Origin of the sequence: Pseudomonas sp. SG20052 (assembly GCF_031766055.1) — a bacterium.
Classification (GTDB): domain Bacteria; phylum Pseudomonadota; class Gammaproteobacteria; order Pseudomonadales; family Pseudomonadaceae; genus Aquipseudomonas; species Aquipseudomonas mandelii.
On record NZ_CP134498.1, the window covers coordinates 4,683,390 to 4,696,928 of the forward strand.

A 13,539-nucleotide genomic window follows, 5' to 3' on the forward strand; every position below is an offset into this window, starting at 1 on the left:
TCCTTCAATCCTCGACCACCCAGGTGTCCTTGGTTCCGCCGCCCTGGGAAGAATTCACCACCAGAGAGCCTTCACGCAGGGCCACACGGGTCAAACCGCCGGGCACAACCCGGGTTTCACGGCCAGACAATACAAACGGACGCAGGTCGATATGGCGTGGCGCAATGCCGTTTTCGACAAAGGTCGGACAGGTCGACAGGGATAACGTCGGTTGCGCGATATACGCATGAGGCTTGGCTTTGATTCGCGCGCGGAACGACTCGATTTCCGCCGCGGTCGCCGCCGGCCCCACCAGCATTCCGTAACCGCCGGAGCCCTGGGTTTCCTTGACCACCAGGTCTGGAAGATTGGCCAGCACGTGGGACAGTTCAGAAGGATTGCGACACTGGAACGTCGGCACGTTCTTCAGGATCGGCTCTTCGTCCAGGTAGAAACGGATCATGTCCGTGACAAACGGATACACCGATTTGTCGTCCGCGACCCCGGTGCCGATGGCATTCGCCAGCACCACGTTGCCGGTTCGGTAGGACGACAGCAGCCCTGGAACGCCAAGCATCGAGTCCGGGTTGAACGCCAGCGGGTCGAGGAATGCATCGTCGAGGCGACGGTAAATCACGTCGACCGCCTTCGGCCCGTCCGTGGTGCGCATGAACACCTTGTCGTCGCGCACGAACAGGTCCGCGCCTTCCACCAGCTCCACGCCCATCTCTCGCGCCAAAAAGGCGTGCTCGAAAAACGCGCTGTTGAAGCGACCCGGCGTCAGCACCACCACGCTCGGATTATCGATCGGGCTGGAGCTTTTCAGAGTGTCGAGCAGCAGGTTCGGATAATGGTCGATTGGCGCGATGCGCTGAGCCGAGAACAACTCGGGAAACAGTCGCATCATCATCTTGCGGTCTTCGAGCATGTAGCTCACGCCGCTGGGTGTACGCAGGTTGTCTTCGAGCACGTAGTACGTGCCGTCGCCATCGCGTACCAGATCGACACCGGAAATGTGCGAATAGATATCGCGGTGCAGATCGAGCCCTTGCATCGCCAGCTGGTATTGCTCGTTGGCCAGCACCTGCTCGGCCGGAATGATGCCGGCCTTGATGATGCGCTGCTCGTGGTAGAGGTCGGCGAGGAACATGTTCAACGCCTTGACCCGCTGGATACAGCCGCGCTCGACGATCCGCCATTCACTGGCGGGGATGCTGCGCGGGATGGTATCGAAGGGAATCAGGCGCTCTGTCCCCTGCTCATCACCGTAGAGCGTGAAGGTAATCCCGGCGCGATGAAATAACAGATCGGCCTCGCGTCGCCGTTGTGCCAAGAGCTCGTCAGGCGTCTCGGCCAGCCAACGGGCAAACTCCCGATAATGCGGGCGGACCTGGCCGCCGGCATCGTACATCTCATCAAAATAGGTGCGGATCATGCCGTACTCCTTGTCACCCGGACATCTAGGCATCGCAAGGCCCGTGCCATCGGCAGAAACGCTTTGTTATCAATCAGTTGGAGAATCACGCCGTTTGCACCGCACCAATCCTGTGCAGCAAACGCCCCACGCTGATCGCCCCCGCTTCATTGCAAGGCGACGTTGTCACCTATCACCAGCATAGTCAGAGTTGATTTCACTGCCCGGCCGGCGGTGCGGATAATCCGCGCATCCGCTGCAAAACCTGACCGAACTTCCCTTTAGCCGCCTGCTCAGGCGGTTTTTTTTGCCTCGGGATTCTTGTTTCAGGGTTTTGCCAAGGGGCGGATGCCACAAACGAAAACGGCCAACCCGAAGGTCAGCCGTTGCTGAGCGTTGTCACTGTTCATAACGTTATGCGAGACGCCCTCGTATTTCCTGCTTGACGCCCCACCCTTCGAGGATGCCGCCCAGAGGCTCAACCACCGCCTCGAAACCCTGTTCGAAATCGCCGATGTCATCGTAGGTGGCGTACATGACTTTGCTCAGTTCGAGCGCCCATGCGCCGTCATCGCGCACACTGATTTGCGCGTTCAAGGATTCACCTTTGTATTGCCCTGCCGCCCTGCGTGCCCGCTCCTCGTCCGGGAAAATGGCGTAGAACTCGATGGGATGGAACCGTGAAAAATCGAAACCGCCTTCTTTCATGCGGCGCAACACGCTGCTGCTGATGTCTTCTTGATAGGCTGTGCTCATGAAACGTCCCCCTCAATCATGATGGATAGACTTTCCGTATTCCCGGCACGCGCAACCGATTGGTGCGAGCGATGCGGCAACCAGGTCGCCGGTGGGAAGCAAGCATGTAGCTGACAAGTCCAGACCTTAGCGATCCGTTCGCTGATCTCGATTGCAGAGTAGCCCCAAGACGGAGGCGCTGCCAAGGCCTGGATAAGAATGAGACAGGTGTTGTTCAGATTGGCGTGATAACGAGGATTTGAATGCTGTTCTGCGCTTTGAGACTTTTTACGCCGGCATCAGCGGTGCGCCCTTCCAGATCATTCAGATCCAGCTCAGCGGCGACAGGAAGGAGCCGGCCTTTGATGAGTTTCGCGGCTTGCTCGTTATCCGGGCACTTGTCGCACTCAAAGACTTCATCGACTCTTTCACCGTGATCATCCACGAAAGTGATTTTCCACTTTTGCATCAGTGCCTCCTCGAACAAACCCGCAAATGGGCTTACAAGCATCTGGACGTTTGGCCTGAGTGATCGTTCAAACGGATTACCGCATGCAGGTATGAAAAACATACAGGAACCTGCAGGAGCGAAGCTTTCGCGAGCAAGCTTCGCTCCTGCAAGGGGGCTATGCGTACATCTTCAGTTTAGTCGTTGCTTGGCTTGTTGATCGCTTGCAGCACGTATTGCGGCAAGGCGAAGGCGCCGATGTGGATTTCCGGGTTGTAGTAGCGGGTGATGATGCCGCTGCCGGCGAAACGCTGTTGCAGGGTTTCGCGGGACAACTTGCGATAGGCGGTGTTGGTCGCCCCCCAAGCAAAGGTCATCGAGCCGCCGATGTAGGTCGGCACCGCGGCCTGATAGAAGTGCCAGTCCGGGAACAGACTGCGCAGGCGACCCGCGGTGGTTTTGACTTCTTCGATCTGCATGAACGGCGTGCCGTTCTGCGTGACCAGGATGCCGCCCTCGTTCAGGCAGCGACGGCAGGCCTGGTAGAAGTTTTCGGAGAACAGCACTTCACCCGGACCGATCGGGTCAGTGGAATCGGAAATGATCACGTCGAATTTTTCGGTGGTGGTGGCGACGAAACGCATGCCGTCATCGATTACCAGATTCAAGCGAGGATCATCGAACGCACCCTTGGAGTGGTTCGGCAGGAATTCCTTGCACATGTCGACCACGGTGCCGTCGATCTCGACCATGGTGATGTGCTCAATGCTGCGGTGCTTGGCCACTTCACGCAGCATGCCGCCGTCGCCACCACCGATGATCAGTACACGTCTGGCGGCGCCATGCGCCAGGATCGGCACGTGGGTGAGCATCTCGTGGTAGATGAATTCGTCGGCCTCGGTGGTCTGGATGACGCCGTCCAGCGCCATGACCCGGCCCATGCGCGGGTTCTCGAAAATCACCAGGTGCTGGTGTTCGGTGCGCACTTCGTGCAGCAGTTTTTCCATGCGAAAACGCTGGCCGTAGCCTTCGTAGAGGGTTTCCAGGTATTCGCTGGTGGTGATGTTGCTCATGGGAAGTGCTCCGATGAATGCGGTGGCAACGGACGGTTACCCGCCCATGATGGCCAATCGATCGGCTCGATTAACCGGGAAAGGCGCGCATTCTACGTTGCGGAAGATGACAGGTCGAACCTTCTGACACCCACATACCTGTAGGAGCGAGGCTTGCCCGCGAAGAACGATAACTTGGTCTCTCTGTTAAACCGTTTAATCGTTCTTCGCGGGCAAGCCTCGCTCCTACAGGGGGGCGGTGTTGGGGTCAGATCCGCACATTGCCCCGGGGCCCGGCGATAGCCCAGATGATCAGGCCCAGGACAGGCAGCAGCAGAATCAGCAGCACCCAGATGATTTTCATCCCTGTGTCAGCGCCACTTTTGAGCACGTTGATGATTGCCCAAATGTCCAGGACAAGAATAATCAGGCCGATCAGGCCATTGAACGTGGAACCCATGGTGTCGCTCCCTAAGAGTGGTGTGCACTCTTAGGATAGCCGGGCCTTGCAAGGGTTCCGTTTTTTAAACGTGGACCGCTATTTTCAGGGCTTCGAGCGATGGCGCGGCGGTGATACCCACTTGCGCGCACAACTCGAGCACGCGCGGTACGTCGTTGCCGTAGACCAGCACCACTTGCAGTTCGTCGTCGAGCAACTGGCTGAAGTTCATCAGCGTGTAACCGCCGTTTTCCTTGTTCATGCTGCCCATCTGCACCTGAATGCGGTTGAGCGCTGTCAGGGCTTCGGTCTTGGCCAGTTGCTTGGGCTTGATGTTGAAATCAACGCCGGGGCCGAACGAGGCGACGATCTGGGCGAACAGGTCAACGTAGGTGTCGGCCTGGAACAGCACGGTTTCGGGCAGGCTGCCCACTACAACCCACTCGCCCAGTGGAATCGGGAAGGAGTCGTCGTAGTTGATATCCGGATTGGCCGTCAGAAAAGCCTCGGGATCGGCGTAGGCCTGAGCCGCTTCGTCAGCGACTTTCAGGATTTCGTCATCGCTCATGCACCCGGAGCTGATTTTAGTGATGAGTTCGACGAGTGCGGCTTTCATGGGGCGGATCCTGTAGCGAGTGAATTTTGAGGGCGCGAAGGATAGCGCATTCGGAGAGAGTTACCGAGCAGACCAAAACTGCGTGGCGAGGGCGCTTGCTCCCGCTCGGCTGCAAAGCAGTCGTCAATCAGGTGAAAGCGGTCGACCTGATCTACTGCGGTGAATGGTTTTGGGGCCGCTTCGCAGCCCAGCGGGAGCAAGCTCCCTCGCCATAAAAGCCTCGATACCACAGGGGAGCGTGCGTATTCAGGCCAGCAATTTTTGCAACTGCGCGGTGGTGTCGACCGCGCCCATGGTTTTAGCGGCGTCCAGCGCGGTGACGCCATTGGCATCCTTGGCTTTCGGATCGGCGCCTTTGCTGATCAGGTAATCGACGATTTCAACGCGGTTGAACATCGCCGCCATCATCAGCGCGGTGCGGCCGTCGAAGGATGAGCCTTCCACTTGTGCGCCACCCTCGACCAACGCCTTGACCACCGCCAGGTCGCCCTTGAACGCGGCGCCGGCAATCGGGCTCTGGCCATTGTCGTTGCGGATTTCCGGGTCGGCCTTGTGTTCCAGCAGCACTTTCACCGTCTCCTCGTGGCCGTGGTAGGCGGCGAGCATCAGCAAGGTGTCGCCCTTGTGGTTGCGCAGGTTCGGCGGCAGGCCTTTGGTCAGCAACGCAGCCATCATGGCCGCATCGCCCTCGCGTGCCTTGTTGAATACCTGTTCGGCAAATTCAGCGGCTTCTTCGGGGGTCATCTGGCGGCTTTGGTCTGACATCGGGGACTCCACTGTCTGTCATTCGGAAAGCCGACAGTTTCCCGAGCAGGCCCAAGGCTGTCACTTCTTTTTTCTCAAGAGCCGCCATAGCCACATTCAATAGCGGTACTTGCCGCCGCGAATATCCGCCAGAATCTGGTCGGTGACTTGCACGTAAGTCTGGGTGCCGGGCAGCCAGGCGTAGATCGGGTCATCGCCGGTTTTGCCGGGGTCGAAGGCTTCGTCCTTGAGCCGGGTTTTCTGGTATTTGAAGGTCCCGGTGGTTTCCATTTTCACTTTCACCCGCAGGAAAAGCGGCACCGCATACGCGGGCATCTGCTGGCGGGCAAACGCCAACAACTCGCTGAAATCCAGGGTTGCCAAGGATTCGGCTGGCGTGATCGCGGCCATGCCGGCACGTCCGTTGGTGTTCAGGATTTCCACGCCATACGCCACGGCTTCTGAAATATTCGGGTGTTGCAGCAAGATGTTCTCGACCTCGGTCGTCGAGACGTTCTCACCCTTCCAGCGATAGGTGTCCCCCAACCGATCAACAAACTGCGCATGGCCAAAACCGATATTGCGCAGCAGATCGCCCGTATTGAAGTAACGGTCGCCCAGGGTGAACACGTCGTGGAGCACGACTTTTTCAGTCTTCTGCGGATCGGTGTAACCGTCCAGCGGCGCCTTGTCGTCGATTCTCGCCAACAACAGACCCTGCTCGCCTTTGGCGACTTTGCGCATGAAGCCCTTGGCGTCACGAATCGGCTGGCCGCTGTCGTGGTCGTAGGCCACCAGCTCCCAGGCCATCAGGGAAAAACCGATGGTGTTGTCGAAGTTGAGGATGTTGGTGAAGCCGATATTGCCGTCGCTGGCGGCGTACAGCTCACAAATGTGCTCAACCGCAAAGCGCGTCTTGAACTCGCGCCAGGCGCCGGGCCGCAGGCCATTGCCGATCATCTTGCTCACGCGGTGTTTGCTGTCCTCGGCCGTGGGTGGTTGATCCACCAGGTAGCGGCATAATTCGCCGACGTAACCAAGGGTGGTCGCCTGGTATTTGCGCACGTCGTTCCAGAACTGGCTGGCGCTGAATTTGCGGCGGATGGCAAATCCTGCGGCGCCGCTGATCGCCGCCCCCCAACACACGCAGAGCCCGGTGGCGTGATACAGCGGCAAGGTGCAATACACGACATCCTCGGGCTGCATATTCAGGGCGATCTGACCGAAGCTCGCCGAGCTGCGCATCCAGCGACCGTGTTTGAACACGCCCGCCTTGGGCAACCCGGTGGTGCCTGAGGTGTAGATATAGAAACAAGGATCGTCTAAGAAAACCTGCTGGCTGCTGGCCGGATTTTCACTGGACGCCTGGGCGCTGGCGCTCATCAGATTGATGAAACCGTCGGGGGCATGGCCGGGATGTCGATAGGTGTCTTGATCGGCGACGAACCAGGTGCGCGTCGGCTCGATCGACACCCGCTCGCGGACGGCACTGAAAGCCGGGACCAGTTCTTCGCCCACAATGATCGCCGCAGGCGCCACGAGGTTCAGGCTGTGGGCCAGGGTGTCGCGGGTTTGCGAGGTATTGAGCAAGGCACTGATCGCGCCGACCTTGGCCACTGCCAGAATCGTCACCAGCAGTTCTGGACGGTTCTCGAGAAAAACCGCCACCACATCACCCTTGCGGATGCCTTGGGTAATCAAGTGATGGGCGATGCGATTGGCCCACTGATTGACCTGTGCATAACTCAGCGTCACGTCGCCTTGCAGCAACGCGGGCCCATCGGGATTGCGCAAGGTCGCTTGCTCGAACGTCCAGCCGAGGCCACACGCTTGGGTCGGATCCTTGACGTTGGCAACCTTCATGCCCTTCACCACCCGAGGAATGGCTTTGGCAATGGAAGGCAGTTTGCGGAGCATCATGCTCCAGGTAATCGTGTCGCTCATGCTTGCTCCCGTTCGATCTTTTTATTGTCGGGCGGCGGTCTATGAGTCCGAAAATACGTCAGCGGTTCTTGAGCTGTACACGCGGTTTTTGAAATGTTTTGTATCCGCGCCCCGAGCGTTCGAGATCGCGAACCTCAGCGCGGGTGATTGGTTCCATCCAATCGAGGCCAACCCCGCAAAATGCAGGATGCACGATGGCCATTCATGCAGATTGCACGAAAGCGAAAATCCACCAAAAATATAACTCATTGATTTATAAGGATTTTAAAAATATCAGGTGCTGGCACAATCACTGCAACTACCTCTCCATGCTTGCCAATCAAGTGCTAACGGAGCTGATAGACATGAGCCTGATCCAAGAAAAATTTACCTCCCTGTTCTCCAACTTCGAAGTGAACACCCAACCACGTCCGGATGGTGGCATTCTGCTGACCCTGCGCAGCACCGAAGGCAAAGTGTTCAAGCGTTCGATTTCGTACCAGCAATTGCATGCCGGCGATCAGTTGTCGTGGGTGATCAGTGCAATTCGCCGTGATCTGGCCGAACAGGCCAGCGAACTGCCGCAGATCTCCATGCTGCAGAGCCAGCAGCGGTTTGCCCTGCCGACCTATCACTCGGCGTGAACCTTGCGGTTGTGTAAATAAACGCGCTGTAAAAAAACAGGCCGTGAGAGCTTTCGCTCCACGGCCTGTTTTGTTTTTGAAGCTGCACTGAGCCTTTGTAGGAGCGAAGCTTGCTCGCGAAGGCGATGGAGCAGATGTCAATAATGTTGACGGACACGCCGCCTTCGCGAGCAAGCTTCGCTCCTACAGGTAAGTCGTTTCGACGTTAAAAGGTGGAAAGATCAATCCGGGCAAAACTGTCGACGGTGACATGCCCTGCCAGCGCCCCGCCTTCCCGGGCCAGTCCGCAAGTGGCCATGCCAGCGGCGCGCGCCGCGTCCAGTTCCTCGACGATATCGGACAGAAACACAATCTGCGCAGCCTCCAGCCCGATCGCCTGGGTGATGCGCTCGTAAGAGTGTGCTTCACGCTTGGGCCCCGACGTGGTGTCGAAATAGCCGCTGAACAAGGGCGACAAGTCCCCCGCCTCCGAGCAACCGAAGATCAGCTTTTGTGCCTGGATCGAGCCCGAGGAATACACAAACAGTTTAAAACCGTCCTGATGCCAGCGCTTGAGCGCTTCAACGGCGTCCGGGTAAACGTGACCTTTCAACTGTCCGGCCTGATAGCCCTGCTCCCAGACCATGCCTTGCAATGCTTTCAGCGGCGTGGCCTTGCGGTCTTCGGCAATCCAGCCCAGCAGGATTTCGATCACCCGCTCAACGTCGGCGTCCGCTTCGTTGCTGTCACGGCGCACGGCGGCCAGTTGCTCGGCCACATCTGCGCGCCCGGCGTGCTGGCGAACAAAGTCCGGCAGGTGTTTGGCGGCATACGGAAACAGGACGTCGAACACAAAACTCACCGCGCTGGTGGTGCCTTCGATGTCGGTGAGAATCGCTTTGATCGGCATCGGCTCAGTCCTCAAGACGCGGGAAGCGGCTGGCGATGTCTTCGCCGGTGAAGTTGGCAACCCAGCCTTCAGGGTTGTTGAACAGTCGGATCGCGACGAAGTGCGGATGCTCGCCCATGTCGAACCAGTGCGGCGTGCCGGCCGGTACGGAGATCAGGTCGTTCTTCTCGCAGAGCACCGCGTAAACGTAATCGTCGATGTGCAGGGTGAACAGCCCACGGCCGGCGACGAAAAATCGGACTTCGTCTTCGCCATGGCGGTGTTCGTCGAGGAACTTGGCGCGCAGTTCGGCTTTTTGCGGGTGATCGCTGTTCAGGCTGATCACGTCGACGGTGACGTAACCGCGCTCGGTCATCAGTTTGTCGATCTGTTCCTGGTACGCCGCGATCACTTCTTCCTGACTGGCGCCCGGCTGGATTTTCGCGGTAGCTTGCCAGCGGTCGAAACGCACGCCCTGCTCGGCCAGGGTCGAGGCGATGTCTTCGAAATGGGTCAGCACCTTGTTCGGAAGATCAGGGTTTGAGACGTGGTAAACGGACAGGCTGCTCATCAGGGCAACTCCTTAACGGTTCATGCGTTGCGGTTCATGCTTGACGGTTCAAAACCGCGCGCATCTTCAACTCGCATTCGAACAAAAATTCAAACGCTTCGATCTGCCGCAGGGCGTCGCTCATGCGCGCGCCCCAGGTGTAGAGGCCGTGGCCGCGAATCAGGTAGCCGACGCAATCGGGATGGGCTTCTAGCCAAGGCTGCACCTTGGCGGCGAGGCGCGCAATGTCCTGGTCGTTGTCGAAAATCGGCACGCGCACCCGGGACTCGTGGGTCGAGACGCCGCTGAAAGCTTTTTGCAGTTCGTAATCTTCGAACTCGATGAAATCTTCTGGCGTCAGGCGCGACAGCACCGTGGCGTTCACCGAATGGGTGTGCAGCACCGCGCCGATCTCCGGGCGCCAGCTGTAGAGCTGGGTGTGCAGCAGGGTTTCGGCGGACGGTTTTTTGCCCGGTTCCAGGCTGTTGCCCGACAGGTCGGTGACCAGCACATCATCCACACCCAGCTGGCCTTTGTGCTTGCCGGACACGGTCAGCAGAGCTTCGGTCGGCGACAGGCGGGTCGAGTAGTTGCTGCTGGTGGCCGGCGACCAGCCGCGACCGTACAGAAAACGCCCGGCGTCGATGATTTCCTGGGCGAGGTGTTCACGGGTAAGGCTCATGGCCTGTCCTCTTGCATGCGTGTGGCAATGATAACGGCAGCGGCGAAGGCTGCGAGACTGGCAATACTAAAGGTGAACGTGGCCCCGAGGGCGTTCCAGCTGTAGCCGGAATACAACGCGCCCAATGCGCCGCCAGTGCCGGCGAGCGCGGCGTAAAGCGCCTGGCCCTGACCTTGCTGACGCGCACCGAAGCTACGTTGCACGAACTGGATGGCAGCGGCGTGAAAGCTGCCGAATGTTGCAGCGTGCAGCACCTGGGCAAACAGCAGCACCCAAAGGAATTCGGCCAGCGAGCCCAGCAGCAACCAGCGCACGGCCGCCAGCAGGAAACTCACCAGCAGCACCCGACGCACCGAGAAGCGCGCGAGGATTTTGCTCATGGCCAGAAACATCAGGACTTCGGCAACCACGCCGACCGCCCAGAGCATGCCGATCACGCCTCGACTGTAACCGAGCTGTTCGAGGTGCAGGGTCAAAAAGGTGTAATAAGGCCCGTGGCTCACCTGCATCAGCGCCACGCAAGCGTAAAACGCCAACACGCCGGGATTGCGCAATTGCCTGAGAAAACCGTCTCCGGCAATGCGTTCACCCTGAACCGGTTGAGCGTTGGGCACCCACAGGCTGCTGACGACGATGCCGGCCATGATCAGCACAAGCGCCACCGGGTAAATGTCGAGGCTCAGCCATTCGAACATCCGGCCGAGCGCGACCACGGTGATGATGAAACCGATGGACCCCCAGAGGCGGATCTGACTGTAGCGCGACGTCTGCCCTTTCAAGTGCGCCAGGGTGATGACTTCGAACTGCGGCAACACCGCGTGCCAGAAGAACGCATGCAGCGCCATGACCATCGCCAGCCAGGCGTAGGTCTGGCTGACGAAAATCAGCGAAAACGTCAGCAGGGTGCAGACGGCGCCGAAGCGCACGATGGCCAGGCGCCGGCCGGTGTAGTCCCCCAGCCAGCCCCAGATGTTCGGTGCCACGCAACGCATCAGCATCGGGATCGCCACCAGTTCGCCGATGCGCGCGCTGGAGAAACCCAGGTGATCGAAGTACAGCGCCAGAAACGGCGCTGTCGAACCGAGCAAGGCGAAATAGAACAGATAGAAACTGGAGAGCCGCCAGTATGGGAGCGCCGCCACGTCGTCAGACCGCAGCGGCGTTGAGGTCAGCCATTAAAGCTGACCCAGCACCGGCGTGCTCACACGCACGTCGGCATTCTGCCCGCGATGACGCAACAGGTGATCCATCAGCACAATGGCCATCATCGCTTCGGCGATCGGCGTGGCGCGGATGCCGACGCAGGGGTCATGTCGGCCCTTGGTGATGACGTCCACCGGGTTGCCATGAACGTCGATCGAGCGGCCCGGCGTGGTGATGCTCGAGGTCGGCTTGAGGGCCAGGTGCGCAACGATCGGCTGACCGGAGGAGATCCCGCCCAAAATGCCGCCCGCGTTGTTGCTGAGGAAGCCTTCCGGGGTCATTTCGTCGCGGTGTTCAGTACCGCGCTGGGCGACGCTGGCGAAACCGGCGCCGATTTCCACGCCTTTCACGGCGTTGATGCTCATCAGCGCATGGGCCAGTTCGGCGTCGAGGCGGTCGAAGATCGGCTCGCCGAGGCCTGGCATCACGCCTTCGGCGACGACGGTGATCTTGGCGCCGACCGAATCCTGATCGCGGCGCAACTGGTCCATGTAGGCTTCCAGCTCCGGCACCTTGTCCGGGTCCGGGCTGAAGAACGCGTTCTCTTCCACCGAATCCCAGGTCTTGAACGGGATCTCGATCGGGCCGAGCTGGCTCATGTAGCCGCGAATGACGATGCCCTGGGTGGCCAGGTATTTCTTGGCAATCGCACCAGCGGCTACACGCATGGCGGTTTCGCGGGCGGAACTGCGTCCGCCACCGCGGTAATCGCGCTCGCCGTATTTGTGGTGATAGGTGTAGTCGGCGTGGGCCGGGCGGAACAGATCCTTGATCGCCGAGTAGTCCTTGGACTTCTGGTCGGTATTGCGGATCAACAGGCCGATGGCGCAACCGGTGGTGCGACCTTCGAACACGCCGGAGAGGATTTCGACTTCGTCGGCTTCCTGGCGCTGCGTGGTGTGGCGGCTGGTGCCGGGTTTGCGGCGATCCAGATCGCGCTGCAGATCCTCAACGGAAATCTCCAGCCCCGGCGGGCAGCCGTCGACAATGGCGACCAACGCCGGACCATGGCTTTCGCCCGCGGTGGTGACAGTGAACAGCTTGCCGTAGGTATTGCCGGACATGCAGGACGCTCCGTGAAATGAACCTGAATACGTAATGCGCGCCAGTATACGCAGGCTACCCAAGTAGTTCATCCTCGAACCTTATGGGTGCCCGCGAGTCCAACCGGCACCTTTGTGAATGATGGCGTGATGATGCTGCGAGTTCTAGCCTTGAGCCTTACCCTGTTTACCGGCTTTGCCCAGGCCACTGTCCTGCAACGCCCGATCACTTTGGATACCGGCACCGGGGAGCTTTTCGGCTCGCTGTTGCTGCCTAAATCCGACACCCCCGTGCCCGTTGTCCTGATCATTTCCGGCTCCGGTCCTACGGATCGTGACGGAAACAACCCCGACGGCGGCCGTAACGACAGCCTCAAGCGGCTGGCCTGGGTGCTGGCCAAACACAACATCGCCAGCGTGCGTTACGACAAGCGCGGCGTGGCGGCGAGCCTCGCAGCGACGCCGGACGAGCGCAATCTGTCGGTGGAAGCTTATGTCGCCGACGCCGAGGCCTGGGGCCGCAAGCTCAAAACCGACCCGCGCTTTGGCCAGCTGATTCTGCTGGGCCACAGCGAAGGCGCCTTGATCGCCAGCCTTGCGGCACCCAGCGTCGATGCCGCCGCGGTCATCTCCATGTCGGGCAGCGCCCGGCCGATCGACCAGGTGTTGCGTCAGCAATTGAGCAATCGCCTGCCACCGCCGTTGATGCTGCGCAGCAATGAGCTGCTCGACAGCCTCAAGGCCGGCAAAACCGACGACAACGTGCCGCCGCAGTTACAGGTGATTTTCCGCCCGAGCGTGCAGCCGTATCTGATTTCGCTGTTCCGTCAGGACCCGGAGGCAGCGTTCGCCAAATTGAAAATGCCGGCGTTGATCATCCAGGGCAGCAACGACATTCAGGTCGGCGTCGGTGACGCCAGGATGCTCAAGGCGGCCAAACCGGACGCCGAACTGGCGCTGATCGAAGGCATGAACCACGTCATGCGCATCGTGCCCAACGACGTGAAACGACAAATGGCCTCTTACAAGGACCCGCAATTGCCGTTGGCCGCCGAACTCGGCGCGCGAATCCTCGAGTTTATTGACGGACTTCGCACCAGTTAGCCACTACTCACCCTCCAGTCCTGAAAAAAACGGCCGATAAGCCTTTGTCGCCAGCGCTATGACTGACGACAAGCAGAGCTTGGACAGGATCTCGC

The 13,539-nt window shown here is 59.5% G+C and carries 15 protein-coding genes; 2 read left to right on the forward strand and 13 right to left on the reverse strand.

Translation table 11 applies throughout. The features are described from left to right. Positions 1-4 precede the first annotated feature (4 nt). From RHP74_RS21450 to RHP74_RS21485, 8 genes are all read right to left on the reverse strand, one after another. On the reverse strand, positions 5-1,414 hold the full coding sequence (locus RHP74_RS21450; RefSeq protein ID WP_010456613.1) for a circularly permuted type 2 ATP-grasp protein: 1,410 nt from the start codon (positions 1,412-1,414) through the stop codon (positions 5-7). Between the two features lie 393 nt (positions 1,415-1,807). After that, positions 1,808-2,149: a ribonuclease E inhibitor RraB gene (locus tag RHP74_RS21455; RefSeq protein WP_010456615.1), complete on the reverse strand. Its 342-nt coding sequence runs from the start codon at positions 2,147-2,149 to the stop codon at positions 1,808-1,810. Between the two features lie 214 nt (positions 2,150-2,363). Continuing rightward, positions 2,364-2,597, reverse strand: a complete 234-nt coding sequence (locus RHP74_RS21460; RefSeq protein ID WP_145305856.1) for a hypothetical protein — start codon at positions 2,595-2,597, stop codon at positions 2,364-2,366. 176 nt (positions 2,598-2,773) lie between these two features. Further along, positions 2,774-3,649: a polyamine aminopropyltransferase gene (gene speE / locus RHP74_RS21465; RefSeq protein WP_010456619.1), complete on the reverse strand. Its 876-nt coding sequence runs from the start codon at positions 3,647-3,649 to the stop codon at positions 2,774-2,776. A 247-nt stretch (positions 3,650-3,896) separates the two neighbouring features. After that, entirely contained in the window at positions 3,897-4,088 is a 192-nt protein-coding gene (locus tag RHP74_RS21470; protein ID WP_010456621.1) for a PLDc N-terminal domain-containing protein, read from the reverse strand. 64 nt (positions 4,089-4,152) lie between these two features. After that, the gene (locus tag RHP74_RS21475) at positions 4,153-4,683 is read right to left on the reverse strand and encodes a hypothetical protein (RefSeq protein WP_010456623.1); all 531 of its coding nucleotides are present in this window, start codon (positions 4,681-4,683) and stop codon (positions 4,153-4,155) included. 246 nt (positions 4,684-4,929) lie between these two features. Then, positions 4,930-5,448 carry an ankyrin repeat domain-containing protein gene (locus RHP74_RS21480; protein ID WP_311096258.1) on the reverse strand — a complete coding sequence of 173 codons (519 nt, stop codon included), beginning with the start codon at positions 5,446-5,448 and terminating at the stop codon, positions 4,930-4,932. A 96-nt stretch (positions 5,449-5,544) separates the two neighbouring features. Then, on the reverse strand, positions 5,545-7,371 hold the full coding sequence (locus RHP74_RS21485) for a long-chain-acyl-CoA synthetase (RefSeq protein WP_311096259.1): 1,827 nt from the start codon (positions 7,369-7,371) through the stop codon (positions 5,545-5,547). Positions 7,372-7,715: 344 nt separating this feature from the next. Here RHP74_RS21485 and RHP74_RS21490 point away from each other — a divergent pair, with 344 nt between their 5' ends. Continuing rightward, the gene (locus RHP74_RS21490; RefSeq protein WP_010456630.1) at positions 7,716-7,994 is read left to right on the forward strand and encodes a DUF3509 domain-containing protein; all 279 of its coding nucleotides are present in this window, start codon (positions 7,716-7,718) and stop codon (positions 7,992-7,994) included. 205 nt (positions 7,995-8,199) lie between these two features. On the opposite strand, the gene mtnC is transcribed toward RHP74_RS21490, so the two are convergent. Genes mtnC through aroC form a run of 5 tightly spaced genes read right to left on the reverse strand, consistent with a single transcriptional unit; the run spans position 8,200 to position 12,361 of the window. Continuing rightward, positions 8,200-8,883, reverse strand: a complete 684-nt coding sequence (gene mtnC, locus RHP74_RS21495) for an acireductone synthase (RefSeq protein WP_311096260.1) — start codon at positions 8,881-8,883, stop codon at positions 8,200-8,202. A 4-nt stretch (positions 8,884-8,887) separates the two neighbouring features. Then, complete coding sequence (locus tag RHP74_RS21500) at positions 8,888-9,433, reverse strand: acireductone dioxygenase (protein ID WP_102595319.1); 546 nt, start codon at positions 9,431-9,433, stop codon at positions 8,888-8,890. A gap of 34 nt (positions 9,434-9,467) precedes the next feature. Next, entirely contained in the window at positions 9,468-10,094 is a 627-nt protein-coding gene (locus RHP74_RS21505) for a methylthioribulose 1-phosphate dehydratase (RefSeq protein ID WP_010456636.1), read from the reverse strand. After that, the gene (locus tag RHP74_RS21510) at positions 10,091-11,236 is read right to left on the reverse strand and encodes an MFS transporter (RefSeq protein ID WP_311096261.1); all 1,146 of its coding nucleotides are present in this window, start codon (positions 11,234-11,236) and stop codon (positions 10,091-10,093) included. Before RHP74_RS21510 ends, RHP74_RS21505 begins: the two co-directional genes overlap by 4 nt. Before the next feature lie 33 nt (positions 11,237-11,269). Continuing rightward, entirely contained in the window at positions 11,270-12,361 is a 1,092-nt protein-coding gene (aroC, locus tag RHP74_RS21515; protein WP_083376042.1) for a chorismate synthase, read from the reverse strand. A gap of 129 nt (positions 12,362-12,490) precedes the next feature. Here aroC and RHP74_RS21520 point away from each other — a divergent pair, with 129 nt between their 5' ends. Beyond that, on the forward strand, positions 12,491-13,444 hold the full coding sequence (locus tag RHP74_RS21520; RefSeq protein ID WP_010456642.1) for an alpha/beta hydrolase: 954 nt from the start codon (positions 12,491-12,493) through the stop codon (positions 13,442-13,444). Positions 13,445-13,539 lie beyond the last annotated feature (95 nt).